Here is a 26,716-nt window from a genome sequence, read left to right as displayed (position 1 = left end):
GATCTGCCGACTACCCTACACCAGCTGTCCCCCATTCCACAGCCTCAGCGCACCAGCCCGCGCACGTACGCCTGGCACGCGCGCAAGGCGATCAGTCCGCGGTCACCGTCGTCGGTGATGGCGATAATTCGTTGCGCATGCGCCGGCTCAAGTCGGGCGCGTACGGGGTCATGATCCACGCTGCCGGTGCCGGGGGCGGCAGGCAGGCCGGCGCAACCGGAGGCGTCGCGCTCGACCAGGACCGACAGCCGCACATCAGCAGTAGCCAGGCGATCACGCAGGCGTGCCTGAGTCTGTTGAGCATCGAGTAGCTCCTGATAATGGTGTTGCTCGCTGACCGCCAGGCGCTGCGCCAGCCCCTGGCGTTGCAGGCGCTCGGCGACCAGTTGCGCGGCAGCGGATTCAGCCTGGGCTTGCCACTCGCGCTCGTGCTGCGCCGCTTGCTCCGCCAACTGCCGGCCCATGCGCCAACTCTGGACTTGCCAGCTCAGCGCACAGGCCAGCAGCGTCAATAGCAGCCACGCCCCAAGCTGCAGGCGGCTCAACACAGCACCTCTCGGGCCCGCGCCCAGAGCCGCAGGCGATCTTCCAGGCCGTTGAGCCCGCCATTGATATGCCGGGTGATGCGGTTGAACTCGCCGCGGTCAGCCAGCTGGTTGAGGCCGCGCGAGTGCCAGAACCAGGCCGCCGACTCGGCTGCCCATTGTGGTTGTTCGAGCAGTTGCGGTTGCTTGAGCAAACGCTCATCGCCAAACAGGGCCATGCTGCAGGCCCGGTAATTGTTGCGCCCGGTGACCTGGATCAGGCCACGGCCGCAGTACAGCTGGCCGTCGCCATCGGCCTCGGGACTATTGCCCAGGCGCAGGGCCAGGGTGCCGGTGTCGTAGCGCGCCAGGTAACGGTCGTTGCCCAGCTCTTTGACGTAGCGCAACTGGCCGGACTCATGGCCGACCTGGGCGAGAAAAGCCGCCTGGCGCCGTGGGGTGTCGATGTCCCAGCGGGCCATGGCCAGGTTCAGTGCAGGTAGAAAAACGCCCGCATTCAGGCGGGCGTTGGGGAACACGGCAGCAAGTTGCTCCAGGGTCATATGGGGTTCCTCATCCTTGGGGTTCAAAGGGGCTGCAACTGGACCGTGCGCAGCCCTGGCCGGCTTTTGGCCTGCTTGCCCCTGGCCTTGGCTTTGCCTTTATTGCCGCCGTTGCAGTCGACCGACGTCGCCCAGCCACTGGAGCTGAAGGTGTGTTCGACCGACTCGATCAGGTACTCACCATCCAGCCCGTCCTTGAAACCCTGGGTGAGGATCAGGCGCTCGGCAAACAGGTCGGTGCGCCCGGCCATTTCCAGGCGCACACTGGCAGTGCTGCGGTTGAACGCTGCCAGGCGTGCCTTGGCAGCCTGCTCGGCAGCAGGCTTGTTGGGGTAAACATGACGGTCGCTGTGCACCGGCTGCAGCCCAGCGGGCGAGGCATCGTTAGCCAGCTCGACAGTCTTCAGCTCGCCGCTTTTGGGATCCTGGTGACGGGTTTGCACAGCCTTGTGCGTGCCCTTGTCCGCCAGGCGAATCTGCCAGCGACTGACATCGCGACGGTTGATGGTCACCACGCCCAGGGCCTGCCCGCTGGCGCTGTGGCCGGCCTGACGCGACAGCACCAGCAACTTGCCGTCGCCGATCTTGGCCGTGCAGTCGTATTGCCTGGCCAGGCGGGTGATGAAGTTGAAATCCGACTCGTTGAGCTGGTCAACCCTGGGCAGCCGCGTGCTCACCGGGCAAACCGGCTGCCAGCCATTGCGCGCGGCAATGTCACGCACGATCTGCTGCAGCGGCACGTCCTCCCAGCTACCGCTGCGGATGCTTTTGCCGGTACCGCGCATGTCGCTGGCCTTGCCGCGGATGACGATGCTGTCAGGGGGGCCGGACAGCTCGATTTCATCCACGGTGTAGCGCCCCAGGCGCGTCAATACCTGGCCGGCATAACCCAGGTGCACCTCGATCATCGCCCCCCGTGCCGGCAACGTCACCGCACCATCGCGGTCGTCGATGCGCAGCTCGAACTCGTCGGATTCCATTCCGGGCTTGTCCGAGGTGCGCAAGGACAGCAAGCGGTCGTTGATCAGTTCGGTGATGTCCTTGCCATCGGCAACAAGACGAAACACTGGCTGCATGGTTCAGGCTCCAGAAATGAATGACCCCGCACGCGGCGGGGTCTGGTGAGAACGGTTGTCGACGAGCGTCAATCCCACAGCTGCACCGTAGCGTCGCTCGCCGCGGGTAACGCCGGCAGCAGGATCTGTACCCCGGCACGAAATGGCTGGGGCTGCTCGGCCAGGCCCTGGTTGGCGCCCAGCACGGCCTCGACTGTGCCGTTCAGGTGGCCATAGTAGTGCTGGCACAAGGTGTCGAGCACATCGCCTTCAGCGGTTCTGCAGGTCGTCGCCATAGCTCACAAACTCCAGTGAGAAACCTTGTTTTCGCGGAATGCCGCCAGCCAGCAGATTGCTCTGGTCTTCATCGACGCCGGTCAGGCACCAGGTGCCCAGGACCTCGCCGTAACCGCTGGTGAGGGTTAGCGGCTGCAATTGCCGGCCGATACTGCGCAGCGCCTGCAACTGGCCAAGCCCGCCCTTGAAGCCTGGGAAGATCGCCCCTTTGATGCTGATTTTCTCGTCACCCAGGCCCACTGCCTGCTGGGCGGTGCTGCGCGTCAGACGCTCCTGCCCGGCCCAACGGAAGCTCGTCTGCCTGCGCAGTTCATCGAACGCGGCGGTGTCGAGGTTGAAGTAGTAAGCGGGTGATTCGGGCTTGAGTGGTTGCACAATCAGCAAATGCGGGAACGGCTTGACTGCCTCTGCCGCCGGCGTCGCTTCGGGGGCGAAGCTGCTGGTCGGCAGGATATTGGCCAGTGACGGGCTGATCTTGCCCGCCACCCGGTTGATCGCGGCGCTGACCCGGCCAATCTGGGTCTTCACCGTGGCGACGCCGTCACGCACCTGCGCCACCACCGCCACGGCCCGGTCGTATTTTGCCAGCGCCTGGTCGACAGTGGCCTGGGCCTTGTTGATCGCGCGCAAGCTGCGCTGCAGCTTGGCACCAATGGCGGGCCCGACAAAGGGCAGCGCCTCGAGCTCGGCGGCGGCACCGACGAACTCGGCGGCGGCCTCCTTGACCGGCGCCAGCATTCCGTCCGCGCTGCGCCGCCCTGCTTCGCCCGCTGCCACCAGGGCGCCGAGCCCGGATTGCAACTGGTCCATGTAGGTCATGGCACCTCCTTAAGCAACATGAGGAACGTCGTATAGCTGACGACTGGTGGATTGGCGGATCAGATCATCGAACTGGCGACGGACAATGGCCTCGACGTTCATGGCGAGCTGGGCGGGATCGCTCAATCCGCCCTGGACGGTGATCGGCATGTTCGGCGAGAAGGTGAACTGCTGATTGATCTGCGGTGCCGGCGCCGGAATCTGCACAGTAGAACTGGCGAGGCTGGACAGCGTTTGTGCAGCAGATGACGGCTCCGCCAGCGAACGCACGACCTCACCCGGTACAGCGACAGCCGATGCCTCTTTGGTATCGCTCCCAGCTACCTGAACAGGCTTTTCGCCAGCGCCGAACAGGCGCTTGCCCAGCCAGCCACCGAGGTCTTCGCCGCCCATACCTCCGAGCATTGCGCCAATTGCCCCACCCACGGCAGTCCCCAGTACAGGTACCACCGAGCCCAGCGCCGCACCCGCAGCGGCGCCGGCCAGTGCACCGCCAAAGCCGCCGGCAGCGCTGCCATAACCCCTGGCCTTCTGTGCGGTCGTGCGCGCATTGCGATACGTGTCAACAATCCTCAAGCCAGCGTCGATAACAGACCCGCCCGGCAAGCGCCTGGCCAGGGGAGCGGCCTTGCTCACCGCCCCGAACATGCTCGCAGTACCGCCCCGAGAAGTGAAACCCTTGAGGGGTATCGGCGCGGGTGGCCCCGAATACCCTGCAAGGCTGACCCTGTTTCCGGTCCTCCTCCCAGATCGTTTCTGGTCACGCGGCGCACGGCGACCGCGACGGCCTCCCTGCCCTCCTGAACCACCGAGAAAGTCACCGGCATTGACCACGAACACGTTCAGCGGCTCGTTGACAACCAAAACGCCTTGGGCATTGTTCGGCGTCTCTACGCCCAGCACCTTGAGACCGATCTTCATCAATCCCGATGCCTTGCCTTGGCCACCCTCGAGCGGACGGCCTCCTGCCCCACCTGCGTTGAGTACACCACGACCGATGTTCAGCGCGCCCCGGCCAATCTTGACCGCGCTCAACGCCGTGAGCAGCACCGACACGGCACCACCGACAAGGGCGATACCCAGCACCAGCGATTGCGACTTGTCTGTCAGCGTGGTGAAGGCCTGGGCAACGGAAGTGATGACCTTGGCCGTCGTATCGGTGAGCGGCCGGATGGCATCGCCGATGCTGCGCAGCGAATCATCGAGTGCACCGAATGCTTCGTTCCAGATCACCGTCGAGGTTTGCCGACGCATTTGCAGATCATGGTCAAGCCCTTCGCCTTCCTTGGGCTTGGCATCACGTATTTGCTTGTACAATGCCTGGTTCTGGGTAAAGGCCATCAACGCAGCACTGGTTTGTGCATCGGCAAAGGAATCGCCGGTACGCAAACTTTGCTCCAGGGCGTTGAGCAGGGTCCTGGCAGCCTGCGGATCAGCCTCCTTGCTGATCTGTTCAGTGGCCGCAGCCATCTTTCTGGCCTTTTCCGGGTTGGTCCTTTCGAGGTACCGCCGGGCCAGGTCAAAGCTCGACTCCAGCGCCGACATGCCCTTCTGCAGCCTGGTGTTCATCGCTCCCTGATAATCAATGCCGGCGTCGGCGTAGGCCGATACCGTGTCCTGGGAGTAGATGCCTGACATCCAGCTATTGAGATTTCCTGCAGCGTCATCCGAATTACCGGTCGCGCTGCGTTGAACCTGCAACATCGCCCCCACCTGGCTGACGGCAGCCAGACCGGTACTCCCCAAGGTGCCCATTTGCCCCAGCAAAGGTGCAAAGGACTTGGCCATGTCGGCGGCTTCAAAGCCGCCGGCCTTGCTTTGCACCGCAAGGACCTGCAGCGCCTGCTCCATAATCTTGGGGTCGGTGATCCGAGCGTTGTTTTGCAATGCAGTGATAATCGCTGCCGTATCCGCGCCACTCACGCCCTGACCGACAGCGAACTTGGCCGCCAGTGGTGCATAGGCCTGCGCCTTGTCCGCTTGCATGCCATTGTCCACCAGGCTTTTGACCAGGTTGGCAACGTCGTTGCGGGCCATGCCGGTGGTTTGCGAAGTCTGGATGAAAGTGCGGGCCAGCTGCGCTTCCTGCGGTTTGCCAGCCACCCCGGCCTTGATCGCGATATCGCGCACTATCGATTGAAAGTCCGCGCTGATCTTGGTCGGTATCGCCACCGCGCGAACGACAGTGGTGGCGCGGTCAACATTTGACTTCAGGCTTTCCTTGCCCTCGGCCAATTGTTGGTGCCCCCTGGCTTGCAACTCGGCGCTCCTGGCCGTGCGTCCCAGCCACTGGTACTCCTTGCCCAGTTTGCCGACTTGTACGCCTTGGGCGCGCAAGCTGTCGAGGTTTCGTTCCAGCTTGCGCAGCAATCCTGCAGCAGACGCCGAACCGCTGTCGTGGGCCTGCTTCCATTGCTGACGCAGCTTTATGGCCTCGCCAATAGCGCCCTTGAGCAGCGAGGCGTTGCGGCCGCGTTGCTCAAGGTCTTTGATACGGTCTTCGACCGCGTTTAAAACGGTACCTACCGTCGGGTTGACGGCGGCACCTATTACCAGCTCAAACGCCAGTTTGCTCGCCATCTGATCCCCCTTTGCATGGGCTATCTGCTCAATCCGTGAGCCACCAGACCATGTCGTTGAACGACATGGTCATGATTTCGCCGGCGCTAAAATTCAGCTCTTTGGCGAGCCGTTTTGCCGCCGCTTTCTGCAGCCCGGGATCAAAGCTCGTCGTCTTGCACCAGACGAAAATAGCCCGCCTGCAGGCGGCCATAGTCCTTGAGCGACAGGCCCTCGAGGTCCTTGACCCCGACCTCGGCCAGCGAGGCAAAGAGGTTCAGCTCGCGCTGCTCGTCATCGCCACTGGCCGCCGACTGGGCGGTGCGGATGTCGCGCACGGTCGGTGCACGCAGTGACAGGCTGTCGACCTGCATGCCATTGGCCTCACTGGCTTTGCTCAGTTGAACGACGACGCGTTCGGCACTGACATTCAGCCAGCTCGGCATTTTCGCGGTTTGAGTCATGTCGCCTCCTTACAGGCCCAGGGCCGAACGTTGGGCGGCGAGCTGGTCGACGCCGTTGATGACGCGCTTCATGCCCAGTGGATCGATTTCGTAGACCAGGCGGCCGTCGACTTCGAGCTTGTAGTAGGTCACGGCCACGTTGTGCTTGATCTCGGCCTTGTCGCCCGGCTTCCAGTCGCCCATGTCGACTTCTTTAAGCGCGCCGCGCAGGGTGACGATGACCGGGGTGACCTTGCCCTTGAGGCCCTTGAAGGCACCGCGGAAGGTGCCGTTGAAAGCCGAGCCGTCGGCCAGGCCGAAGAACTTCAGCGACTCACGGCGCACGCCGGTGGTGACGAAGCCTGCCTCCTGTTTTTCCATGCCCTGGTCGATTTCGATCGCCATGTCCATGCCGCCGGCACGGTGCTCCTCCATCTTCAGGGTGAGCTTGGGCAGGGTCAGGCTGGGCACGTCGCCTTGAAAGCTGACGCCATCGACGAACAGGTTCAGGTTTGCCAGGGTTTCGGGAATCATTGCCATGGTTATTGCTCCTTAAACGGCTTGGTCGAGGACTTCGGTCAACCACTGGTTGGTGACCTCGACACGGAAATTCGGGTTCTCGGCGGGCGGCACATCGGTGAAACGGATGTTCCAGTAGACCTTGCCCTGCTCCAGCTGGCTGGCAGTGTTCAGCTCGGGATCGGCGAACACTTCGAAATTGATGATTGCGCCCTGGGCTTTCAGATCACGCATGAACGCCTGCAGGCCTTCGGTCACGTCCTTGACGTAGGTCGCGGTGATCGAGCGATCGACCGCCCACTTGTGGCCATAGAGGATCGCGTCCATGACGATGTCCATGGTCCGCACGCGGGTGACGAAGGCCCACTTCGGGTCGCTGCTCAAGGTACGGTTGCCCCACAGGCGGAAGCCGTCATCGCGGATCACGGTGGTGATGTTGGCGTTGTTGAGCAGGTTGGCGCGGCAGGTGGCGTCGCCATCCAGGTACTCGATCGAGCGGCTGGTACCGGTGATGCCGACGAACTCCTTGTTCGATGGCGAGGCCCAGAAGCCATACTCGCTGTCGGTCCAGGCAAACAGGCCAGCAACCCAGGCCGACGCTGGCGCATCGAGGGTGGCGCTTTTGCCGGTGTCCCAGTACTGCACGCCCGGGTCGACCAGGTAGGCACGCTTGGCGCCGAAGTTCTCGGCGTAGGCGATGGCTGCTTCATCGGTGCTGTTCGGGCCATCGATAATGGCCAGGCCGCGCAGCTTGTCGGCCAGGGCCACCAGCGCGGTTCCGACCGCCAGGGTCGAGCTGTGCTTTGGCGTCACCAGCAGGCGGGGCTGGGCGTTGAACCGGCTCTTGCCGTCCAGCAGTGCTTGCAGGCCGGTGCGTTTGCCGTCAGCCAGCACGCCGCCGATGATCGCCGAAGTCTGCGCAGCCTCTTCTTCGAGCTTGGCCACACCGCAGGCGACGATCACCGCCTTGGCGCGGCTGTAGATCGCCTGGCAGGCGCGGGTGATAGCCGAGTCGGCGCCGAAGGCGGCGACGGCTTCACGCTCGCTGGTGATCAATACCAAGTCGTTGGCCTTGGCGGTTGCAGTCGGGCCTTCGGTGAAGGTATCGACCAGGCCGATGATCGAGGAAGAAGGCAGCGCGATGGAACGTGCGCCGGTGTCGACGTTGGTTACGGTAACGCCGTGGAAGAATCCACTCATGGGTAAGTCTCCAGAAATGCGAAGGCCCCGCGGTGCGGGGCCTTCAGAGGGTTTGTTGCGGGTAAGAAAAAGCCCCGGCGGTGCGGGGCTTTATTGGGTTTGGGTGATGAGCCAGGTGGGTGCAGTTGGGCGCTGTCGCAGCTCGGGGAAAAGCTCTGCTTGCGGCCATTCCCGCAGCTCTGCTCGATAGAGTTGAAGCTCTTGATACTGCTCCGAACTTAGTGTGGTTTTCCCGGATTCCAGTTCGTCACGATGACGGGCAACTACATCGTCGGTCTCCCTGAGTTGGGCGTCCCGCCACTTCTTCTCTATGCCGGCAATCACCTCAGGCGGCAAAGGTGGGCGCTCTTTGGTCATTGGACGACCATCTTGATCCGCGCAGATCACTCGACCTTGCGATTGTTCTTCGAGAATACGTGCGTGGTGTTCTGCCGTTATCGAAACACTGTCAGCGGGCCATGTATTACTGTCCTCATAAGAATTACGTAATTGCGCCGCGTAAAACGCCAACTCACTCGCGGAGAAAACATATTCGCTCATGGTGTACGGTTCCTCTTTATCAATAGCCGATTGCGATGTAACTGATGCTGCGCGCATTGGGCGATAACCCCGCATTCGGAACGCCTTCAGATCGGAATGTGACGTTTTGCCTGGTCCACCCAATCACACGAGCAAATGAATCATCATCACCGGTCGCGCCGTTGACAGTTGTGGGTATGCACATGAGGCAATAATTAGGAAATGCCATATGGAAAACTGAGGAATAGTTTGCTTCAGCCGGCGTGAATACTGAACCGTACTGGATGATCATGCCGGTCTGAGCATCCCGCCAAAATCCTGATGCGCCGCCGAAAGCGGAAGTGTTCGCGATGCCCAAAATATTTCGGGCCGAAGGGACGTCTCCCGCGGACATCAGTGACTGCCCAACGGCGCCTGTGTGCTCCGTTGTGTAAATCTTTGCATTGGGCCCCCAATGCAAGTCTCCCGCCGCTGACATCAGCAACTGGCGAAACACCCTGTCACCCCAGTGAAATGTGATGGCGGGTGCGTACGTAATTGCACTTTGAGTGGTGCCCACCCGTGCTGTTTCACGAATCTGGATAGCCCCGTTGCGCCAGTCATTCCCAGGTGTTTTGGAATAGAACTCCGGAAACTGATCACTCGAGACACGTACGCCATCCGTTATCCCATATCCCGTAAGCGTCGTGGCTTTTGCTGCCTTGCCCGCCAAGGCATTGGTTATCGTTGAGGCGAAGTTCGGATCATTGCCCAGAGCCAGAGCAAGCTCGTTAAGTGTATCAAGGGCAGCCGGTGCGGCCGCGACCAAGCTATTGATAGCGTCGGTTACAAACTTGGTGGTTGCCGCCTGACTGTTACTGGTCCCGGGGACAGGTGAAGGCACAACCACGGTGCCGGTAAACGTAGGACTCACCAATGGTGCTTTGGCGACCAACAAGTTGTTTACTTGCGCCTGGCTAAACGCATCGGTGATGCCATACCCCGCCAGCGTGGTTGCTTTGGCGGCCTTTGCAGCAAGCGCATTGGTCATGGTTACGGCAAAGTTCGGATCGTTACCCAGCGCGTCAGCAAGTTCTTTCAGCGTGTCCAACGTAGCCGGAGAGGCCCCCACCAAAGCGTCAATAGCAGCTTTTACAAATGCAGTACTTGCTGCTTGTGTGCCATTTGCGGAAGCTGCGGCGGTAGGTACATTGACCACACCCGAAAATGTGGGGCTAGCCAACGGCGCCTTGCTTGCGAGGCCATTAACCATTGTGCCGGCAAAATTAGGATCGTTATCAATGGCTGCAGCAAGCTTGTTCAGTTGATTCAGCAACCCTGGAGCACCGTTGACAACACCGTCAATCGCCAACTGGATTGCAGCGCTCGTAGCAGCCTTCGTGAACGCATCACCGATGCTGTAACCGGCCAAAGTCGTCGGGTTGCTTCCCTCAACCACAATGCCACGATCGTTGGTTCTAACCTTGGTAAAAGTGCCTGCCACCTTGTTCTTCGGTAAAACGCTCAATATCGATGAGTCGACATACTCACGGGTCGCAAGTACCACAGACGGATCAATCTTCAACTGCACATTGGCAGCACTGGTCACGACAATGTTGAGCCGCACAATCTGCGTTTTACCGGTGCCCTGACTGAGCAGGGGCTTGAAACTAGGCGCACAGTTGGCCACTGCTACCAGATCACCGTCGGCGTCATACAGGCCAATCTCGCGAATCCACCAGCCCCCCACATCCGGCGGTATCACTTGCTCGGCGATGATGATGCTGTTGTTGTCCGGGTCAACCTTGACCTGGTTGAGCGGCGCCCTTCGGCGTTCGTTGATGAGTTTTTTCTGATCCCTCGACGGGATCGGGTCGGTCAGGTTGGCATCGCCAACGCCCATTTGGGAAAAGCTCCACGGCACGCCCAAGGCGTTGGCGTTGGCCTGCTTGGCCTCGCCCACCGCCGTGAGGATGGCGAAGAACTGGCTTGTCTGGTCAGTCATGAGTACACGTCCAGGGTTTCAATTTGCTGTTCACGGCCCACAAGGCCATAGCTGCCGCTGACTTCAATGTCGTGAGACGTCGGCGGATAAATGTCGATTTCATCGCCTTCAGAAAGGCTTATTCCCAGGCGCAGATAGCCACTGCTGGCGAGCGTGATCGCCAGCCCCGTCAGGTGGCGACTGACCGGCTTGGCGTCATCGATCAGCCGGGTCAGCTCCAGGTACATTTGTTCGGAGATTCCGTTCTCCAGTACCCCGACCTGCAGCGCAAATGTGCCCGGCACGCCTTGCGGTACCGTCTGCCACCACTCCTGCACTTCGATCAGATAGCCCAGCGGCTCCACTACCCGGCGCAGCGCACCAATGGTGCCTTTATGGGCATGCACGTAGAACGCCGAGCGGATTACCGAGCGCTTGATTGCCTCCGGCCAGGTTTCATCCCAGCGGTCCACCGACCAAGCCCAGGCCAGTTGATGCAGCAGGTGCGCCGGGCAGGTGTCGGGGTTGTACAGCGTGCGCAGGGGGACTTCGGTGGTTTCAAACCCGGCAGCCTCGATGGCCTGTTCGAGATCGGTACTGTTGAGCGGCAGCAGACTGTCCATGTCAGCTCCCCCGCGTCACGGTGATCCCTTCGCACCAGGCCGCTTGCGCCTGGGTCGGGCGGATGTCGGTCCAGTTGTTCAGGTCGACCCGGCTGACGCCGTGGATGTGCAACTGGGCATCCACGCCCGAGCGGGCCACTTCGACACCCAGGCGCCGGCGCGGGTTGATCCAGGCTTGCAGCCGACTTTTGCACTCGGCAAGTGTCGCTTCGATCTCCGGGCCGTTGCCGCTCATGTGCACCACGGCATCGATGCGGTAACGCAGAATTTGTGCGCCCTGAACCGTCAGGCGGTCACCCACCGGGCGCACGTCATCGTCATTGAGCTTGAGCCGCACGGTGTCCAACAGCGCAGCCGGGGCACTGCCATCGCCTTCGAGCGCCAGCACCGTCACCACCACCTGGGCCGGCGACGGGCTTTGGGCGGTGGCATCGGCCACCAGCCCGGAAGCGTTGCGGGCATGCAGGATGTAACTGTTGCGCGGGCCCGCGGTGGTCAGCCCCTCATAGACCAGCTGCACCCGCTCACGCAGGGCGTCGTCTTCTTCAAGCACTTGCGGCGTTGGCGGCACGCTGCTGGCGTCGGGTGCCTGCACCACCAGGCGCTGCAGCTGTACATTGGCCGCCAGTTGATCCAGGTCGGCGCCCTGCGCATAGGCAAGCAACAGTGCCTTGGCCGCATCGTTGACCCGTGCGCGGTTGAGCAGCTTGCGATAGGCGCCGACTTCCAGCAGTTTGTTCACCGGGTCGCTTTCGACTGTAGCGTCCCAGTTGTCGCCCATGTGCGACCGGAAGGTCGCCAGGTCAGCCTGGAACAGCACCTCGAAATCGAGGTCTTCCAGAACCTGCGGCGCGGGCAGCGCCGAAAGATCCACACTACTCATGCCGTCACCTCCGGCGTGCTGCAGAAACGAAAACGCCCCGAAGTTCGGGGCGCTCAAGGCATGCGGCAGCCGTCAGGCGTTGCCGACACCGACCACGCTGGCGCGAATGGCGGCAATGGCCTGATCGGCAATGGCTTCGGCTTCTTCATGACTGCCGGCCTTGAGCGCGGACTGTTTGCCCTTAAGGCGGGCGGCGCGGATGGCGTAGAGGGCGGTTTTCCAGGCATGGGCTTCGGCGAGGATGCTTTCGGCCGCGGCTTGCGGTGAGAGGTTGGCGGCGTCGGCCCAGGCCTTAACAGCAAGTGGCATCTCACCCTCGAATTGGATATCTGCGAAAACCCTAGCCTCCTGCTCTACCAGTAGGTATTCGGAAAGCCGCGACGTTTCACCGAGAATAGCAACACGTGATTGATCGGCAACAAGGTCAATTTGCTGAACTACAACAACGAGCGCAGCTTCTAACGGCAACGCCTCGTAATCGTAGCCGGCATAACTCGTGCCCCCGTGCGTTACAAAAAGATTTTGCTTTTGCATATATAATCCTTACAGGGTAGCTAGGTTGGTGAGAACATTACTCAAATCTTTAGAGGGAGTGCCTGCAGCCACTCCAAAGATGTATCGACCAGGAAATGTGGAGGAAAAATTTGTCGATACCGCTTGAAGAATCACTGCGTTGACGTGTTGCAACATCAACCAACCGCCGAAATCTGCCGCCATCTGTACATCACACGCTGCAAACTTGAGGGCTTGAGAAGAAGTAATCTGCGTGCTGTAGGACTTAAGCATGACGTTCGCTGTACCTCCGGGAGCGGGTGTAATGCCCGCCGGACTTGGCAACGTCAGCGTCAAATCCAGGAAACCCAAACTAGAGCTAGACGCCAAAGCAAAGCCTGACAATCCGTTGTTCCCATCTGCCCCAAGATAATAACTCATATTGAACTTTCGCTTGACACCAGGAGTATCACTGCAAATATTCAGCCTATCTACGGACACAACAAGTGCACCACTATGAGTATAATCACTCATTAAACGTATATTACAAGCCCCTCCTACCGGGGTGCTTGCCACTGCCTTATTTATTGTTTTAAACGGGGTCTGGAGATTGCCCGCTCCTTGGTCGTCACCTGCTAAATAGTCGACAAACCAAGTACGTTCCATGTTCGGCACCGCCGCAACAGCCGCCGCCACCGCCGCATCAATCCCCGCCTTCTTGCCATTAAAGTAACTGATCAAATCAGTGGTTTTCGTCACCAGATTGGCAACATCAGTCTCAAGACTCATCGGTCTTATGCTCCGTGCATGTTTTCAATAACGAGTTTTTGCAGTGCGATGACCGCCGCTGCATTGCTCACTGTGGCGCTCAACAGGCCATCGCGGTCTGTGCTCTGGCGTTGCTCCGCCGCTTTCATACGTTCAATCAGGTTGGCAATCTGCTCACCTGCGATCCGCTGGCGCGTGGCCTGATCATCCAGCCGGTCCTGCTGGTGCAAGCCGCGCAGTTGCTCAGCAATCAACGCCGAGGCCTGGGCCGCCAGCGGCGCCGCCAAGGTCAGGTTGAGCCCGGTCGCACCGCTGACGATGGTCACGCTGTTGGCCGGCAAGGCCGCCAGTGACAGGTCGTAGGCGAGCAGCAGGTCAGTTCCTGCAGGCTTGTAGGCCAGGGCTTCAGTCGGGTGTGACCACACCGCCAGCAAGGTGCCGTCGCTGAGCAGAAAGCCGACTTCACGCACCCAGAAAGCGCGATCTCCATCCGCCACCGCGGTGAGGTGCAGCTGGCTATTGCCCAGGCGCTCGCCACCGGAAATTGGGTACTTGGCGGTTTGCGCTTTCAGGCTTTTTTGCTCGGCATTCGGTGTGTAGCCCGACGTGCCCAGCACCACATGGCTGATTTCGGCCGCCAGGCCGCTGTTGTCGGCCCGCCAGATCGCGGCCAGGCCGGCCTTGGTAATGACAGGTTGCAAGGGTGTACTCATAGCACTGCCTCCATCGTGCCGCGCACGACGATGCGGGCCCGCGCCGCGTTGGCGACCTGCAGGCCCTGTTGCGCATTGATCGGAACGCCCGTGGCCTCGGCTGATCGCCGAACCAGGGCATAGAGGTTGGCGGCGTTGGCCAGGCGCAGGCCGCCGTCAAAGCCGGCGCCCAGGCGAAACTGGTAATGGCTGCGCTCGTTTTTCGCCGCATCGACCAGGGCACGCAGCCGGGCGTAGAGCTGTGGCGAAAGAATCGAGCCCTCGCCCGGGCGGTTGTCGTTGGCCCAGGCGGTCAGCTCGAAGGTGTAAGGCGCGGCGCCGGGAATCTGCTGCCACTCCCTGAATTGCGAATTGACCCGCACCGCCTTGAGCACCCGACGCACCGCGCCCACCGTGCCCTTGGTCTTGTGCACCGGAATCGCCTCGTGAATCAGTTCACGTTGCTGCATTTCGGATTCTGCCGCCTCCCAACCGTCGACCTTCAGCGCCCAGGCAAGCCAGGGTAGAAAGTTCGGCGGGCAGCGTGCCGAGTCGGCCACACCGTGGATGATCTGCGCATCGATGTTCAGGTCGCAGGCTGCCGATAAGGCTTGCTCAAGCGCTGTGGAGCTCTGTGGCAGCAGGCTCATGCGACCACCTCGGTGCTCAAGGTGATGCTGCGACAACTTGGATAGTGACGTTTGTCGCTGATGACATCCGCAGTCGGCTGGGTAATTCGCACCCGCCGAACGCCTGCGGTATGCAGTGCGGCGTAGATGGCTGAAATCGGTAACAGCCCTTGCAGTTGCCGGGCCTGGGCGATGGTGCCTTCCAGCGCGGCCCGAACCTGGGCTTGGACCACCAGCGGATCCGGCCCGGCTTCCAGCTCCAGAGCCGCGACCACGCTGAACTCGGTCGGCTGGCCAAGCTGCACGCGCGGCCGGTCGGTTAGCGGGCGCACGTCCTCAGCTGAAAGCGCAGCCTCCACGGCGCCAACCAGTTCGTTACCCGGCACCGGGCTGTCAATTCGAGGCAGCACAGCCAGCGAAACATCGCCCGGCAAGGGCTTGTCCAGCCCGGCATTGTAGTCACACACCAGGACAATGGCGCCGGCCGGCAGTTGCGCTTGCAACGCGGCACTGATCGACAGCCCCTTGAAGGTTGGCGAATCCACCGACACGCTGGCGACATTGGCCGAGGCGCTAAGCCCGTGAAATTCATAGGCGCCGCGACTGCCGGCTACCGACAAAGCCTCAAGCGACAAGCGGGTGCGGTAGCGCAACTCGCTATCGCCCTCCAGCACCGCCTCCACGGGGGGCACGGCATCGGGATCGGCAGGGGTAATCACCAGGCGCTGCACGCCATAGTCGGCCGCGCGATGGTCCAGGTCCGCGCCCTTGGCATAGGCCAGCAGACTGGCCTTGGCCGCATCATTGATCCGGGCCCGGCCGAGCAGCTTGTGATAAGCCGCCACTTCCAGCAGCTTGACCACCGGATCGGACTCCAGCAGCGCACTCCATTGATCGCCCATCTGCAGGCGAAAATCCTCCAGCACCTGCTGATACAGCGTTTCGAATTCTAGGGTTTCCAGTACATCCGGTGCCGGCAGCAAGGAAAGGTCGATCATGCGACCACCTCCAGGCTGGTCGGTTGCGCCAGGTAGACCCCGGTCAACTGCAGCGTGACCTGCCCGCCCACCACCGCCGTGACCCTGACCCGCTCAAGCTTCAGACGCGGCTCCCAACGGCCCAGTGCGCGTGCCACCTCCGCCTGCACCGCGCTCTTCCAGCCTTCGTTGACCGGCAAATCGACGAAGCGGCGTAGCTTGCTGCCGTACTCCGGGCGCATGCGCCGGCTGCCCAGTGGCGTGGTGAGGATGTCTTCGATGGACTGGCGTAAATGTGCAATGCCGGACAACGGTTGGCCGCTCCGGCGATCCATGCCGATCATTGATGTTCTCCAGGCGTAAAAAAGCCCGCAGTGGGCGAGCTGGTTTTTTAGTGTTTGTGATTGGCGGTGTTGCCGCCGGTGTCGATGATCTTGCCACCGCCGAGGATGTCGCCGGTTACCCGCAGGGGTCCGTTGATCTGCACCTCGCCGGTCAGGGTGATGCTCGCGGCATTGGCGGTGATGGCCTGGTCGGTGACCACAGCCGAGCTGCCGCCGACCTTGATGCTGACGGTACCGCTGGGCAGTTCGATGCTGTAGCTGCGGGCCTGCCAGTCATAGACCAGCGAGCCACCATCGTCGAAACGCCAGACCTCGACATGCTCGCGGTTGTCCGCTGGTGCCCCGGCGTTGCCATACAGGCCAGGCACGAACGTACCTTGCGCCGGCTCACCGCTCGGGCTGATCAGCACCCCTTGCTCGTTAAGGCTCGGCGCACGCCAGTGGCGGGCCTTGCCGGCGGCCTGGCTGTGCCAGCGCAACCAGGCGCTGGTCCAGCCAGCGCCGTCGGACACCCGAACCCGGGCAGCGGCAAGGTCAACGGCGACCACCCGGCAAGGAATCACCAGGCCGGCGAGCATGCGGTCGTGCATGGCGCTGGCATAGCTCATTGCAGGTCCTCCGGCGACTGGTAGCCGCCCTCGAAGCCCGGCCCGGTGTCGGGGCTGAAGGCAAACGCCAGCGGGCCTGGTTCAACGGGCCATGGCCATTGCTCGGCGCCCAGGTACAGGGCCTGCTCCCATTGCACCGTCCATTTGCGCGGCAATGCCGCGTCCGCAGACAGTTGCACAGGCCACGCCTGTACCGCCTTTGCTTCGTCGACAAAGTCTAGGGCCCAGAACTGTTTACGCAACAGCACGGTCATCTGGCAGGCCAGCGTGGCTATATCCAGGGCTGCCTGCTCGCCAGCGGAATCAACGAAGATACGCGCTTCGAAGGTAGCGATGACACGCACTCGACCATCGCCGGGATCATCTCCAGGCTTGAGCGCGGTAATGGAGTGAAACAGTGCTGGCAGCACTGTAGTGGGAGCCGCCGATGCGTAAGCCTCGACGGTTTCAAACTGAGGCAAGGCGGCCTTGATAGTCGCACTGATCGCCTCGTGCAAGCGGTTCAGTTCGCTCATGATCAGTCCAGAGTCGGGGAGCTGGCCAAAGCAGCTCGAGAGGTACCAGTGGCACAAACAAAGCCGCCGCAGGTGCGGGCAGAGTTGATGTCAGGCGAGAAAATCCCAGCTCAGCGAAATTGCAGCAATCGCGTTGTTGGCCACAGTCCACAAGCCGTAGCCGGCAGGGATAAACAGCGGGAAAGGGAGGGTGTATTGCGAGTTGTTGCCACCATCCACCCCGCCGAAAATGGCATGTACCGCTGGGTCGCCAAGGTAAGCAGGGGCTACTGGGCCGCTATACAGGTTGAGGGTACCGCCACCTGTGCACAGAGTAGTAGTCCGTAGATACACGCCCTCCTTGTTTTCCGCCGGATTGATCACCTGGGTCACTGCGGTCGGATGGCCGTTGAAGAAATGTTTGCCTACTTTTACGGGTTCCATAATTTTTCCTATCAAGTCCAATGATTAGTTGCGAAAGATTCTGCATTCATGTCGCTCACAAGCGATCGTTGGGCGCTCGCGGCCCTCACGTGGTTCAAGGTTGCGCAGCGCGAACATTTGATCTGCAACTCGGTGAAACCGCCCATGCGGGCGAGCAGTCGTTTGCATTTGCCGCATCTGAACGCTTTCAATAGCTGCAAATCCATTTGGTTGTCTGCCTGGTCAGTGCTCACCCTCCCCTTTTGCCCCACCTGCAGGCTCAACCCCCAGACGCTTAGCAGCCCAGCGTTCATAAAGCCCGATGGCGACATCGGCGCCGGCCATGGCGGTAAGGCAACCAAAAGCGCTGGCGCTCCAGATCGACATGCCGCTGGCGTACAGCAGCATTACGGTGGACACACCGCAGACCATGCAGGCCCCCGAGCGCAATAAAAGGCGCCGAAAAAGCGCCCAGCCCCGGGCGCCGGCCTTGTCCGCGCGCCACATCTCTCCGGAAAGGCCGCCCAGCAAGGCCAGGACGATCACCAGCCAGATCGGCATTTCCAGTAACGTCTGTTGCTCGCTTGTCACTGTCCTGTCTCCTTGGTAGTTCCGCTCGGCAGCTTGCCGGCGGCGTTTGTTGTAGAACCGATCGCTCGGCATTCCAAAAAGCCCGGCCTCCCCAGGCTTTTCAGTAATGCGTTGTCGAACCGCCCGCCACGACTGGTGCGCTGGGCGACTCCGCTTCAAATTGTTCCTCCGGCCGCGGCCACCTGCCCGCCGGATAACTGCTTGTGGTGCTTTACGCTGCACACCCGGGCCAGTTGCCAACCCTCTGAACAGTTCAGGCCTGTTCATCGCTGCCTTTGTCACTACCGGTGTCGACCGGCTTGAGACAAAGCCTATGCATTGATGCATATGCAGTCAATGCATTTGTGGAAATATTTATGCATGAGAAATGCACTTGCGCATGTAGGCCTTGCCCTACCTGGGCTGGACCACTTTTCTGCAGGCGAAAAAAAACCCGCCGAAGCGGGTTTTCCGAGGATGCGGACTACTCAGCGAGCGTACATACCCCACCAGAACACATGCCCAAGGATGCTGATCTGCTCTTCCTGCATCTGCTGGAAGCTGTAGTCTTCATCCGGGTGTTCGTCGCGGTTGAAGCTGCGCAGGCGAATACCGGTAGGCAGGCGGTAGAGCTGCTTGACCCGCAATTGACCGTTGTGGTTGATGGCGTACAAGTCGCCATCGACGATGTCGCCGATGCCGCTTTTACCGGCGTTGACGCCAACCGTGGCGCCGTCGCGCAATACCGGCAACATGCTGTTGCCGCGTACCGTCACGCACTTGGCCTGGTCAAACTGCACACCGTTGTGGCGCAGGCTGCGCTTGCCAAAGCGCAGGCTGGCCTTCTCGCTTTCTTCGATGACGAATCTTCCTGATCCTGCTGCCAACTCGACCTCGCGAAGAAATGGAATGGACACCTCGTCGTCCTCGACGGGGGTGTCGTCATCCCACAGGCTGATGTCATTCAACTCCGCGTGGCTGCGCGCGGGCGCGGCTTCGCGGCTTTCACCGAGCTCGACGCGGCCGCGCAACTGGTCGGTGCTCACGCCGAAGTACTCGGCGATCTTCGATACATGCTTGTCGGACGGATCGACGATCTTCTCGCTGAGAATGCGCGACAGGGTGGATTGCGGCACGCCGGTACGACGGTGCAGCTCCGTGGGGGAGAGACCGTGACGATCGAGCAGTGCTCTGAGGACGGATGCTACGTTGCGTTTTTGCATAAAATGCATAATGCCGGGGCTAAACAAAGAATGCAATTGCCTTGATGCATGAGAGGGCATAAACGTCCTGAGCCACGAAAGCTTCTTACGCGGACGGTTGCGCTACGACGTTTTCCGGGGCCCCGTCGTGAACCCACCACTGGTCGACGGCACAACGCGACCATTAAGAACAAATTGTTCAACATCCACACGAGACCCTTGCAAGGTGGCATTTACCAAGACAGGCGCGCCTCCCGAGAAAGCACTTGATGTATTGACCCGCATGACCTTCGATTTAAAGTTGCACCACAGCGACTTAAACTTCTCAGCGTCACCAAACCGGACTCCGCCACTGCCGACCGAATCAGCGACCCACTCGGTGATCTCAACTTCTCCAGCAGATACCCCGTACAGCGTGTTTCCGGTATCCTCGATTAAAGCATGCAGCCACTGAGCCTGAGTTTTTCCGTCATTTTTCTGATTCATGGATAAGCGCCGGATGCGGGTGTCCCAGCACCTGTTTACCCAGAGCCCCTTGATCTCGTTTGACTGCTCAATCCCATTGGAGTCTTGAAGCGTCGGGCATACCGTGTTTTCTGCCGCAAAAGCATCGATGACCAAACTGTCTATCCTGTGGCCAAAACCGGTGATATAAGCCCCATGAAAAGCGCTATTCTTTATATGCACAAATCCAAACGTGCAGTTTGATGGATTCCACCCATGACCATCGATCGCAAAAGCCGCTGCAGTATTGGGTCCGCCGGCATAGTCGATTACAAGCCGATCAATCCTCAAGCCGTCTGTACCTGCGTAGATATGCGCGCCCCGGCTCCCCCCCCCAGGGACAGCACTGTGTCGCTCTGGATCATTCAAGATCCAGCAACTTTCGATATAGCAATTTTTGCAATTGATAGTGCCCAGCCGGTCGGTGGTCGTTAATACACCGGTAATACGAACATTCATCAGTGGAGTTTCATTGATTGCAGAGGCTCTCAGCAATGCTCCAACATCATCTGGCTTAGACTCGATATACTGCAAAGCGACACCATCAGCCGCTGTTACTCGATACCTATCGCCATTGAACTCAGATCGCTCACCCGACACGTTCCGAACCTGAATAGAATCGCCAACCTGAAAGCTATGTGCCGACTTGACATTTACCGTCACTACGCCAGCGGAGCGTTGTATCTTGGTAATTTCAAAAGATCTAGGCTGAGGTCCACTTATCATGTGAACAACGCCTCCCAGAACAGCCCCAGGCTGGAAGTGCATTCTTGCTCCGCTCAATGAACGGTTGAAATTTATACCTGTGGCATAGTACCCCGGAGGCCAGTAGACACCTGTCTCGACAGAGGCGAGGAGCATGGGTAACCAGTTTTTTGTATTCTCCCAGTTTGTTTTCCCATCTGGAACTATACCAAACTCCGCCACCGAGACCATGTGCTGGTCTTTGGCTGATGCGATTGCGGCTGACGTCATCAGAGGTCCAGAAATCGCTGCGGCAGCAGCTCCAAAAGCCGAAAATCTCAACAACTGACGACGCTTCAAAACATTCCCTCCCCTGGAAAAAGGTCTGGAATATACCATCAACTTCAGAGCGTAACGTCAGCGCAAGGCCGATTGGTAGCGCAACGAGCAGATGCTGCACTGACTGCCCCTCCTTCAGGCTTCACAACAGAGCCGCCCCCTAGAGGTCACTAGGACTGTGGTACCCTACCCGTCATCGAGATCACCCCAAGCATTGCACTGGAAGCTATGCCCGAATTTCGCCCCAGCGCCAGCTTAAAAAAGCCCTAACTAATTGATGAATAAAGCAATTTCTGATTTGTCCGCACACACCCCGATGATGCAGCAGTACTGGAAGCTGAAAAACCAGCACCCGGACCAGCTGATGTTCTACCGCATGGGCGACTTCTACGAGATCTTCTACGAAGACGCGAAGAAGGCTGCCAAACTCCTGGACATCACCCTGACCGCCCGCGGGCAGTCGGCGGGCCAGTCGATCCCCATGTGCGGTATCCCCTTCCATGCGGCCGAGGGCTACCTGGCCAAGCTGGTCAAGCTGGGCGAGTCGGTGGTGATCTGCGAACAGATCGGCGATCCGGCCACCAGCAAGGGCCCGGTCGAGCGCCAGGTGGTGCGCATCATTACCCCGGGCACGGTCAGTGACGAAGCGCTGCTCGACGAGCGCCGCGACAACCTGATCGCCGCCGTGCTGGGCGACGAGCGCCTGTTCGGCCTGGCTGTGCTGGACATCACCAGCGGCAATTTCAGCGTGCTCGAGATCAAGGGCTGGGAAAACCTGCTGGCCGAGCTCGAGCGCATCAACCCGGTCGAACTATTGATCCCCGACGACTGGCCCCAGGGCCTGCCGGCGGAAAAACGCCGTGGCGCACGTCGCCGTGCGCCGTGGGATTTTGACCGCGATTCGGCACGCAAAAGCCTTTGCCAGCAGTTCGCGACCCAGGACCTCAAGGGCTTTGGCTGCGAGAAGCTGACCCTGGCCATCGGCGCCGCCGGCTGCCTGCTCGGCTACGCCAAGGAAACCCAGCGCACCGCCCTGCCGCACCTGCGCAGCCTCAAGCATGAACGCCTGGACGACACCGTGGTGCTCGACGGAGCCAGCCGGCGCAACCTTGAGCTGGATGTGAACCTGGCCGGTGGCCGCGACAATACCCTGCAATCGGTGATCGACCGTTGCCAGACCGCGATGGGCAGCCGCCTGCTGACCCGCTGGCTGAACCGCCCGCTGCGCGACCTGAAAGTACTGCAGGCACGTCAGGGCTCGATTCGCTGCCTGCTCGACGGTTACCGCTTCGAGAAGCTGCAACCGCAGTTAAAGGAAATCGGCGACATCGAGCGTATCCTCGCCCGTATCGGCCTGCGCAATGCGCGCCCGCGAGACCTCGCACGCCTGCGCGATGCCCTCGGCGCCCTGCCGGAACTGCAAAACGCCATGGCCGAGCTCGAGGCGCCGCACCTGGCGCGCCTGGCTGCCATTGCCGGGACCTACCCGGAGCTTGCCGACCTGCTGGCAAAAGCCATCATCGACAACCCGCCAGCGGTGATCCGCGACGGTGGCGTGCTCAAGACCGGCTACGACAGCGAGCTGGACGAGCTGCTGGCGATGAGCGAGAACGCCGGGCAGTTCCTCATCGACCTGGAAGCCCGCGAGAAAGCCCGCACGGGCCTGGCCAACCTCAAGGTCGGCTACAACCGAGTGCATGGCTACTTCATCGAGCTGCCAAGCAAGCAGGCCGAGCAGGCACCGGCTGACTACATCCGCCGCCAGACCCTCAAGGGCGCCGAGCGCTTCATCACCCCGGAGCTGAAAACCTTCGAAGACAAGGCGCTGTCGGCCAAGAGCCGCGCCCTGGCGCGCGAGAAGATGCTCTACGATGCCCTGCTGGAGAACCTGATCGGCCACCTGGCGCCGTTGCAGGACACCGCTGCGGCCCTGGCCGAGCTGGATGTGCTGAGCAACCTGGCCGAGCGCGCGCTGAACCTTGACCTGAACTGCCCGCAGTTCGTCGACGAGCCGTGCATGCGCATCACCCAGGGTCGCCACCCGGTGGTCGAGCAAGTGCTGACCACGCCGTTCGTGGCCAACGACCTGGCCCTGGATGACAACACCCGGATGCTGGTGATCACCGGTCCGAACATGGGCGGTAAATCCACCTACATGCGCCAGACCGCATTGATCGTGCTGATGGCCCACATTGGTAGTTTCGTCCCGGCTGCGGCCTGCGAGCTGTCACTGGTGGATCGCATCTTCACCCGTATCGGCTCCAGCGACGACCTGGCCGGTGGCCGTTCGACCTTCATGGTCGAGATGAGCGAAACCGCCAACATCCTGCACAACGCCACCGAGCGCAGCCTGGTGCTGATGGACGAAGTCGGCCGCGGCACCAGTACCTTCGACGGCCTGTCGCTGGCCTGGGCCGCCGCCGAGCGCCTGGCGCAGCTGCGCGCCTACACGCTGTTCGCCACCCACTACTTCGAGCTGACGGTGCTGCCGGAGAGCGAGCCGCTGGTGGCCAACGTGCACCTGAACGCTACCGAGCACAACGAACGCATCGTGTTCCTGCACCACGTGCTGCCCGGCCCTGCCAGCCAGAGCTACGGCCTGGCAGTGGCGCAGCTGGCCGGCGTGCCGTCGCCGGTGATCCAGCGTGCTCGCGAACACCTGGGCCGGCTGGAAACCGCCAGCCTGCCCCACGAAACACCTGTCTTGCAGCAAGGTGCACCTGCGGTACCGCACCAGAGCGACCTGTTTGCCAGCCTGCCGCATCCGGCCATCGAGAAGCTCGGAAAGCTGGACCTGGACAATATGACGCCGCGTCAAGCTATCGAAATGCTCTATACACTGAAGACTCTGTTATAACGCGCGCCCGCACAAGCTGATAGAATCCCGCGCGGTTTGGCGGCGCTGCAGGTTACTAGCCTGGCCTGCAGCCGAACAACCAAACCGAGCGGCCCTGTCTGGAGGGGCACCGCTGCCGTCGCCTGAGGAGAGAATTAGAAATGACCTTCGTCGTCACCGACAACTGCATCAAGTGCAAGTACACCGACTGCGTAGAAGTCTGTCCGGTGGACTGCTTCTACGAAGGCCCGAACTTCCTGGTCATTCACCCGGACGAGTGCATCGACTGTGCACTGTGCGAGCCTGAATGCCCCGCCGTCGCCATTTTCTCGGAAGACGAAGTGCCTGCCGGCATGGAGAACTTCATCGAGCTCAATGCCGAGCTGGCGGAAATCTGGCCGAACATCACCGAAAAGAAAGATTCGTTGCCAGATGCCGCCGAGTGGGATGGCAAGCCAGGCAAGATCGCCGATCTCGAGCGCTAATCGCGGATCAACAAAAAAGGCCCTTCGAGGGCCTTTTTTAATGTTTGTTGCGGGCAAAAAAAAGGGGCGGTTTGACCCGCCCACATTTTTTCCGTAGTCCCTTTGTTCCCTTTCATCATCCTGATGAATCGCATCCTGCGATGTCCTTGGCTTTCATCCTTGAGAGCCTGTGTCAGTCCGTAGACACAGGACAAATATTAGCGCTTCCAAGATTTACCACAACAGCACAAAGCTCTCAAAAAGCTGCGGTAACCGTACTGTCACAAACAAAAAAACCTATATATATCAATAGTTTAAACAAAAGCGCACACTGAAAACGACAACGATTTACTACAGCGTACAGCCAAGGCTTACACAACGAGTAAGCGATGGCTTACATGAACTAGAACAGTACCAACATCGCCATCGGATCGCGCCCAAACCCGAATGTTTCCAGACCGCCATCGGGAAGCCGTTCACGGGTAAACCGCTGTTCTGCAGATGCAAAAACGCCCCGACATGTCGGGGCGTTCTTCACAACGATTTCGCTGGCGTTACTGAAACAGCGACTCGCTGGACAGGCCATTCTTTTCGAGGATCTCACGCAGGCGCTTGAGGCCCTCTACCTGGATCTGCCGCACCCGTTCCCGGGTCAGGCCGATTTCCAGGCCGACATCTTCCAGCGTACTGCTTTCATGACCGCGCAGGCCGAAGCGGCGAATCACTACCTCGCGCTGCTTGTCGGTCAGCTCGCTGAGCCACTGGTCGATGCTCTGGGACAGATCGTCATCCTGAAGCAGCTCGCACGGATCAGTGGGACGGTCGTCGGTCAGGGTATCGAGCAGGGTTTTATCCGAATCCGGCCCCAGGGACACGTCCACCGACGATACCCGCTCGTTGAGCCCAAGCATGCGCTTGACCTCGCCGACCGGTTTTTCCAGCAGGGTGGCGATCTCTTCCGGGGACGGTTCGTGATCGAGCTTCTGGGTCAGTTCGCGGGCGGCGCGCAGGTAGACGTTGAGTTCCTTGACCACGTGAATGGGCAAGCGGATGGTACGGGTCTGGTTCATGATCGCCCGTTCGATGGTCTGCCGAATCCACCAGGTGGCGTAGGTAGAAAAACGGAAGCCGCGTTCCGGGTCGAACTTCTCGACCGCCCGAATCAGGCCGAGGTTGCCTTCTTCGATCAGGTCGAGCAGCGAAAGCCCCCGGTTGACATAACGCCGGGCGATTTTAACCACCAGGCGCAGGTTGCTTTCGATCATGCGCTTGCGCCCGGCCGGATCACCACGTTGCGACAGGCGCGCAAAGTGCACTTCTTCTTCCGGAGAGAGCAATGGCGAGAAGCCGATTTCATTGAGGTAAAGCTGGGTTGCATCAAGTGCCCGAGTATAGTCGATGTACTTGTGCTGTTTGAGCGTAGCGCTCTGTTTAGCCTTGGTCCGAACCGTAGGTACAGCAGGTTCGTCTGACATCACATCCGTTTCCAAAACAATGCCGGTCTCCATCAGGAGAACCTCATCGTCGATGTCAAACTCCGGCACTTCTTTACTGAGAGCCATTGTTATAGTCCTTTGCTGAGTTCGAACTCAGACTCGAGCGGCGCCTTTATCCCTGGCAGCGCTGGAGCCTGTCCCCTCTACGCGAGGAACAGGCCGGGCCTAGCAATCAACGACGTGGCAGGAATTGCAGCGGATCGACAGGTTTGCCCTGGCGGCGAATTTCAAAATGAAGCTTCACCCGGTCTGTGCCCGTGGACCCCATTTCGGCAATTGTCTGCCCTACCTTGACCTGCTGTCCCTCCCGAACCAAAAGCCTGCGGTTGTGGCCGTAGGCACTGACGTAGGTATCGTTGTGCTTGATGATTACCAACTCGCCGTAGCCCCGCAAGCCACTCCCGGCGTAGACAACTGAACCATCAGATGCAGCAAAAACAGGCTGTCCCAAATCACCGGCGATATCAATGCCTTTATTCAAACTACCGTTTGAAGCAAATTTTCCAATCAGCACGCCGTTGGCCGGCCAGGCCCAGCCGGCCGTGGAGCGCCCTGCGGGGGGCACTTGCACGGGTGCTGTGGTAGTCGCCACCGGGGCAACCGGCACGGTGTTTGGCGTGCTTGCAGGCGCGGTGGTGGGCGGCGGCGTTATTGGTTTGCCGGAGCTGTCCAGCGGACGCTTGATGATGGTGGTCTTGCTTGAAGAAGATGGCGAGCTGGTGACCACGGTGGTGCCGACGACTGGCGCCGGACCACTGGAGCGACCATCGAAACGGATCGCCTGGCCCGGACGAATGGTATACGGCGCAGCGATACCGTTGCGCGCGGCCAGGGCCTTGTAGTCCCAGCCATAGCGAAAGGCGATGGAGAACAGCGTGTCGCCGGGGCGCACCAGATATTGACCGGTGGTGACCACAGGGCGTTTGGGCGCGGCGTTGTTGCGATCGACCACCCGGACGCTGTTGGAAGACGTGCTCGAGCACCCCGTCACCAGCGTACCCACGGCCAGTGCAATCAGCAGAAGCTTGAAGCTCGATGGATCCTTGCGCTGCCGAATGTTTGTGTGACCCACCCGCCGCTCCCTCTAATGGTGACCGATGTAAAAAATGCAATATTGTTGCAATTATACCCGAGCGCGCCGCCATGCGGACGTCTGGCCATTGCTAAACGTGATCTGTAACAGACTATGGTAGCCCGCCAGATAGACAGGGCAATGCCGCCGAAATT

At 60.6% G+C, this 26,716-nt stretch carries 30 protein-coding genes; 2 read left to right on the top strand and 28 right to left on the bottom strand.

What is annotated here, in order from left to right; all coding sequences use genetic code 11:
- Window positions 1-44 precede the first annotated feature (44 nt).
- From LOY34_RS06160 to LOY34_RS06035, 26 genes are all read right to left on the bottom strand, one after another.
- Entirely contained in the window at window positions 45-545 is a 501-nt protein-coding gene (locus tag LOY34_RS06160) for a lysis system i-spanin subunit Rz (RefSeq protein ID WP_093386562.1), read from the bottom strand.
- Window positions 542-1,087, bottom strand: a complete 546-nt coding sequence (locus tag LOY34_RS06155) for a glycoside hydrolase family 19 protein (protein WP_045193573.1) — start codon at window positions 1,085-1,087, stop codon at window positions 542-544. Before LOY34_RS06155 ends, LOY34_RS06160 begins: the two co-directional genes overlap by 4 nt.
- A gap of 23 nt (window positions 1,088-1,110) precedes the next feature.
- Window positions 1,111-2,163, bottom strand: a complete 1,053-nt coding sequence (locus LOY34_RS06150) for a phage late control D family protein (RefSeq protein ID WP_195885847.1) — start codon at window positions 2,161-2,163, stop codon at window positions 1,111-1,113.
- Window positions 2,164-2,231: 68 nt separating this feature from the next.
- Window positions 2,232-2,438 (bottom strand): tail protein X, encoded by a 207-nt coding sequence (locus LOY34_RS06145; RefSeq protein ID WP_093386571.1) that lies wholly within the window; start codon window positions 2,436-2,438, stop codon window positions 2,232-2,234.
- The gene (locus LOY34_RS06140) at window positions 2,413-3,258 is read right to left on the bottom strand and encodes a phage tail protein (protein ID WP_045193576.1); all 846 of its coding nucleotides are present in this window, start codon (window positions 3,256-3,258) and stop codon (window positions 2,413-2,415) included. The genes LOY34_RS06145 and LOY34_RS06140 overlap by 26 nt, the downstream gene beginning before the upstream one ends.
- A 9-nt stretch (window positions 3,259-3,267) precedes the next feature.
- Window positions 3,268-5,838 (bottom strand): phage tail tape measure protein, encoded by a 2,571-nt coding sequence (locus LOY34_RS06135; protein WP_195885846.1) that lies wholly within the window; start codon window positions 5,836-5,838, stop codon window positions 3,268-3,270.
- A 140-nt stretch (window positions 5,839-5,978) separates the two neighbouring features.
- A complete protein-coding gene (locus tag LOY34_RS06130) occupies window positions 5,979-6,281 on the bottom strand; it encodes a phage tail assembly protein (RefSeq protein WP_045193580.1) in 303 nt (100 codons plus the stop codon).
- A 9-nt stretch (window positions 6,282-6,290) separates the two neighbouring features.
- Window positions 6,291-6,800 (bottom strand): phage major tail tube protein, encoded by a 510-nt coding sequence (locus LOY34_RS06125; protein ID WP_045193582.1) that lies wholly within the window; start codon window positions 6,798-6,800, stop codon window positions 6,291-6,293.
- Between the two features lie 12 nt (window positions 6,801-6,812).
- Window positions 6,813-7,979, bottom strand: a complete 1,167-nt coding sequence (locus LOY34_RS06120; protein ID WP_195885845.1) for a phage tail sheath family protein — start codon at window positions 7,977-7,979, stop codon at window positions 6,813-6,815.
- 90 nt (window positions 7,980-8,069) lie between these two features.
- Complete coding sequence (locus LOY34_RS06115; RefSeq protein WP_195885844.1) at window positions 8,070-8,519, bottom strand: phage tail assembly chaperone; 450 nt, start codon at window positions 8,517-8,519, stop codon at window positions 8,070-8,072.
- Window positions 8,520-8,538: 19 nt separating this feature from the next.
- Complete coding sequence (locus LOY34_RS06110; RefSeq protein WP_230090927.1) at window positions 8,539-10,482, bottom strand: phage tail protein; 1,944 nt, start codon at window positions 10,480-10,482, stop codon at window positions 8,539-8,541.
- Window positions 10,479-11,084: a phage tail protein I gene (locus tag LOY34_RS06105; RefSeq protein WP_195885843.1), complete on the bottom strand. Its 606-nt coding sequence runs from the start codon at window positions 11,082-11,084 to the stop codon at window positions 10,479-10,481. Before LOY34_RS06105 ends, LOY34_RS06110 begins: the two co-directional genes overlap by 4 nt.
- A 1-nt stretch (window position 11,085) precedes the next feature.
- Window positions 11,086-11,967: a baseplate J/gp47 family protein gene (locus LOY34_RS06100; protein ID WP_195885842.1), complete on the bottom strand. Its 882-nt coding sequence runs from the start codon at window positions 11,965-11,967 to the stop codon at window positions 11,086-11,088.
- 72 nt (window positions 11,968-12,039) lie between these two features.
- A complete protein-coding gene (locus LOY34_RS06095) occupies window positions 12,040-12,501 on the bottom strand; it encodes a hypothetical protein (RefSeq protein ID WP_195885841.1) in 462 nt (153 codons plus the stop codon).
- A gap of 9 nt (window positions 12,502-12,510) precedes the next feature.
- Window positions 12,511-13,248, bottom strand: a complete 738-nt coding sequence (locus tag LOY34_RS06090) for a hypothetical protein (RefSeq protein WP_195885840.1) — start codon at window positions 13,246-13,248, stop codon at window positions 12,511-12,513.
- Window positions 13,249-13,253: 5 nt separating this feature from the next.
- Window positions 13,254-13,940: a phage tail protein gene (locus LOY34_RS06085; protein WP_195885839.1), complete on the bottom strand. Its 687-nt coding sequence runs from the start codon at window positions 13,938-13,940 to the stop codon at window positions 13,254-13,256.
- Window positions 13,937-14,569 carry a phage tail protein I gene (locus LOY34_RS06080; RefSeq protein WP_195885838.1) on the bottom strand — a complete coding sequence of 211 codons (633 nt, stop codon included), beginning with the start codon at window positions 14,567-14,569 and terminating at the stop codon, window positions 13,937-13,939. Before LOY34_RS06080 ends, LOY34_RS06085 begins: the two co-directional genes overlap by 4 nt.
- Entirely contained in the window at window positions 14,566-15,546 is a 981-nt protein-coding gene (locus tag LOY34_RS06075; RefSeq protein ID WP_195885837.1) for a baseplate J/gp47 family protein, read from the bottom strand. The genes LOY34_RS06080 and LOY34_RS06075 overlap by 4 nt, the downstream gene beginning before the upstream one ends.
- Window positions 15,543-15,869, bottom strand: a complete 327-nt coding sequence (locus LOY34_RS06070; protein ID WP_045193593.1) for a GPW/gp25 family protein — start codon at window positions 15,867-15,869, stop codon at window positions 15,543-15,545. Before LOY34_RS06070 ends, LOY34_RS06075 begins: the two co-directional genes overlap by 4 nt.
- A 47-nt stretch (window positions 15,870-15,916) precedes the next feature.
- Window positions 15,917-16,477: a phage baseplate assembly protein V gene (locus tag LOY34_RS06065; RefSeq protein ID WP_093386615.1), complete on the bottom strand. Its 561-nt coding sequence runs from the start codon at window positions 16,475-16,477 to the stop codon at window positions 15,917-15,919.
- The gene (locus LOY34_RS06060; RefSeq protein WP_195885836.1) at window positions 16,474-16,992 is read right to left on the bottom strand and encodes a hypothetical protein; all 519 of its coding nucleotides are present in this window, start codon (window positions 16,990-16,992) and stop codon (window positions 16,474-16,476) included. Before LOY34_RS06060 ends, LOY34_RS06065 begins: the two co-directional genes overlap by 4 nt.
- Before the next feature lie 90 nt (window positions 16,993-17,082).
- Window positions 17,083-17,415, bottom strand: a complete 333-nt coding sequence (locus tag LOY34_RS06055) for a hypothetical protein (protein WP_195885835.1) — start codon at window positions 17,413-17,415, stop codon at window positions 17,083-17,085.
- Between the two features lie 11 nt (window positions 17,416-17,426).
- Window positions 17,427-17,615: a Com family DNA-binding transcriptional regulator gene (locus tag LOY34_RS06050; RefSeq protein WP_195885960.1), complete on the bottom strand. Its 189-nt coding sequence runs from the start codon at window positions 17,613-17,615 to the stop codon at window positions 17,427-17,429.
- 22 nt (window positions 17,616-17,637) lie between these two features.
- Entirely contained in the window at window positions 17,638-17,985 is a 348-nt protein-coding gene (locus tag LOY34_RS06045) for a phage holin family protein (RefSeq protein WP_123565786.1), read from the bottom strand.
- Window positions 17,986-18,452: 467 nt separating this feature from the next.
- Entirely contained in the window at window positions 18,453-19,196 is a 744-nt protein-coding gene (locus tag LOY34_RS06040) for an XRE family transcriptional regulator (protein ID WP_195885834.1), read from the bottom strand.
- A 93-nt stretch (window positions 19,197-19,289) separates the two neighbouring features.
- Window positions 19,290-20,714: a hypothetical protein gene (locus tag LOY34_RS06035; protein ID WP_195885833.1), complete on the bottom strand. Its 1,425-nt coding sequence runs from the start codon at window positions 20,712-20,714 to the stop codon at window positions 19,290-19,292.
- A gap of 268 nt (window positions 20,715-20,982) precedes the next feature.
- On the opposite strand from LOY34_RS06035, the gene mutS reads away from it, so the two are divergent.
- Together mutS and fdxA are read left to right on the top strand one after the other, a co-directional pair.
- Window positions 20,983-23,550: a DNA mismatch repair protein MutS gene (mutS, locus tag LOY34_RS06030; RefSeq protein ID WP_195885959.1), complete on the top strand. Its 2,568-nt coding sequence runs from the start codon at window positions 20,983-20,985 to the stop codon at window positions 23,548-23,550.
- A 140-nt stretch (window positions 23,551-23,690) separates the two neighbouring features.
- On the top strand, window positions 23,691-24,014 hold the full coding sequence (fdxA, locus tag LOY34_RS06025; RefSeq protein WP_010224804.1) for a ferredoxin FdxA: 324 nt from the start codon (window positions 23,691-23,693) through the stop codon (window positions 24,012-24,014).
- A 533-nt stretch (window positions 24,015-24,547) separates the two neighbouring features.
- Here fdxA and rpoS read toward each other — a convergent pair.
- Both rpoS and LOY34_RS06015 read right to left on the bottom strand, forming a co-directional pair.
- Window positions 24,548-25,555 carry an RNA polymerase sigma factor RpoS gene (gene rpoS, locus LOY34_RS06020; protein WP_045193601.1) on the bottom strand — a complete coding sequence of 336 codons (1,008 nt, stop codon included), beginning with the start codon at window positions 25,553-25,555 and terminating at the stop codon, window positions 24,548-24,550.
- Window positions 25,556-25,661: 106 nt separating this feature from the next.
- The gene (locus LOY34_RS06015; protein WP_045193602.1) at window positions 25,662-26,561 is read right to left on the bottom strand and encodes a peptidoglycan DD-metalloendopeptidase family protein; all 900 of its coding nucleotides are present in this window, start codon (window positions 26,559-26,561) and stop codon (window positions 25,662-25,664) included.
- Between the last annotated feature and the right edge of the window lie 155 nt (window positions 26,562-26,716).

The sequence above is a fragment of the Pseudomonas sp. B21-009 genome (genome assembly GCF_024749345.1).
Classification (GTDB): Bacteria; Pseudomonadota; Gammaproteobacteria; order Pseudomonadales; family Pseudomonadaceae; genus Aquipseudomonas.
This window is presented reverse-complemented; position numbering and strand designations above follow the sequence as displayed.

What these genes read in the sequence shown, in the direction of transcription:
- LOY34_RS06085 (WP_195885839.1), bottom strand. Translation starts at nt 13,940, where the DNA reads ATGAGTACACCCTTGCAACCTGTCATTACCAAGGCCGGCCTGGCCGCG.
- LOY34_RS06115 (WP_195885844.1), bottom strand. Translation starts at nt 8,519, where the DNA reads ATGAGCGAATATGTTTTCTCCGCGAGTGAGTTGGCGTTTTACGCGGCG.
- LOY34_RS06070 (WP_045193593.1), bottom strand. Translation starts at nt 15,869, where the DNA reads ATGATCGGCATGGATCGCCGGAGCGGCCAACCGTTGTCCGGCATTGCA.
- LOY34_RS06150 (WP_195885847.1), bottom strand. Translation starts at nt 2,163, where the DNA reads ATGCAGCCAGTGTTTCGTCTTGTTGCCGATGGCAAGGACATCACCGAA.
- LOY34_RS06090 (WP_195885840.1), bottom strand. Translation starts at nt 13,248, where the DNA reads ATGAGTCTTGAGACTGATGTTGCCAATCTGGTGACGAAAACCACTGAT.
- rpoS (WP_045193601.1), bottom strand. Translation starts at nt 25,555, where the DNA reads ATGGCTCTCAGTAAAGAAGTGCCGGAGTTTGACATCGACGATGAGGTT.
- LOY34_RS06155 (WP_045193573.1), bottom strand. Translation starts at nt 1,087, where the DNA reads ATGACCCTGGAGCAACTTGCTGCCGTGTTCCCCAACGCCCGCCTGAAT.
- LOY34_RS06145 (WP_093386571.1), bottom strand. Translation starts at nt 2,438, where the DNA reads ATGGCGACGACCTGCAGAACCGCTGAAGGCGATGTGCTCGACACCTTG.
- LOY34_RS06075 (WP_195885837.1), bottom strand. Translation starts at nt 15,546, where the DNA reads ATGATCGACCTTTCCTTGCTGCCGGCACCGGATGTACTGGAAACCCTA.
- fdxA (WP_010224804.1), top strand. Translation starts at nt 23,691, where the DNA reads ATGACCTTCGTCGTCACCGACAACTGCATCAAGTGCAAGTACACCGAC.
- LOY34_RS06080 (WP_195885838.1), bottom strand. Translation starts at nt 14,569, where the DNA reads ATGAGCCTGCTGCCACAGAGCTCCACAGCGCTTGAGCAAGCCTTATCG.
- LOY34_RS06100 (WP_195885842.1), bottom strand. Translation starts at nt 11,967, where the DNA reads ATGAGTAGTGTGGATCTTTCGGCGCTGCCCGCGCCGCAGGTTCTGGAA.
- LOY34_RS06055 (WP_195885835.1), bottom strand. Translation starts at nt 17,415, where the DNA reads ATGGAACCCGTAAAAGTAGGCAAACATTTCTTCAACGGCCATCCGACC.
- LOY34_RS06140 (WP_045193576.1), bottom strand. Translation starts at nt 3,258, where the DNA reads ATGACCTACATGGACCAGTTGCAATCCGGGCTCGGCGCCCTGGTGGCA.
- LOY34_RS06135 (WP_195885846.1), bottom strand. Translation starts at nt 5,838, where the DNA reads ATGGCGAGCAAACTGGCGTTTGAGCTGGTAATAGGTGCCGCCGTCAAC.
- LOY34_RS06065 (WP_093386615.1), bottom strand. Translation starts at nt 16,477, where the DNA reads ATGAGCTATGCCAGCGCCATGCACGACCGCATGCTCGCCGGCCTGGTG.
- LOY34_RS06120 (WP_195885845.1), bottom strand. Translation starts at nt 7,979, where the DNA reads ATGAGTGGATTCTTCCACGGCGTTACCGTAACCAACGTCGACACCGGC.
- LOY34_RS06125 (WP_045193582.1), bottom strand. Translation starts at nt 6,800, where the DNA reads ATGGCAATGATTCCCGAAACCCTGGCAAACCTGAACCTGTTCGTCGAT.
- LOY34_RS06105 (WP_195885843.1), bottom strand. Translation starts at nt 11,084, where the DNA reads ATGGACAGTCTGCTGCCGCTCAACAGTACCGATCTCGAACAGGCCATC.
- LOY34_RS06130 (WP_045193580.1), bottom strand. Translation starts at nt 6,281, where the DNA reads ATGACTCAAACCGCGAAAATGCCGAGCTGGCTGAATGTCAGTGCCGAA.
- LOY34_RS06095 (WP_195885841.1), bottom strand. Translation starts at nt 12,501, where the DNA reads ATGCAAAAGCAAAATCTTTTTGTAACGCACGGGGGCACGAGTTATGCC.
- LOY34_RS06040 (WP_195885834.1), bottom strand. Translation starts at nt 19,196, where the DNA reads ATGCATTTTATGCAAAAACGCAACGTAGCATCCGTCCTCAGAGCACTG.
- LOY34_RS06110 (WP_230090927.1), bottom strand. Translation starts at nt 10,482, where the DNA reads ATGACTGACCAGACAAGCCAGTTCTTCGCCATCCTCACGGCGGTGGGC.
- LOY34_RS06060 (WP_195885836.1), bottom strand. Translation starts at nt 16,992, where the DNA reads ATGAGCGAACTGAACCGCTTGCACGAGGCGATCAGTGCGACTATCAAG.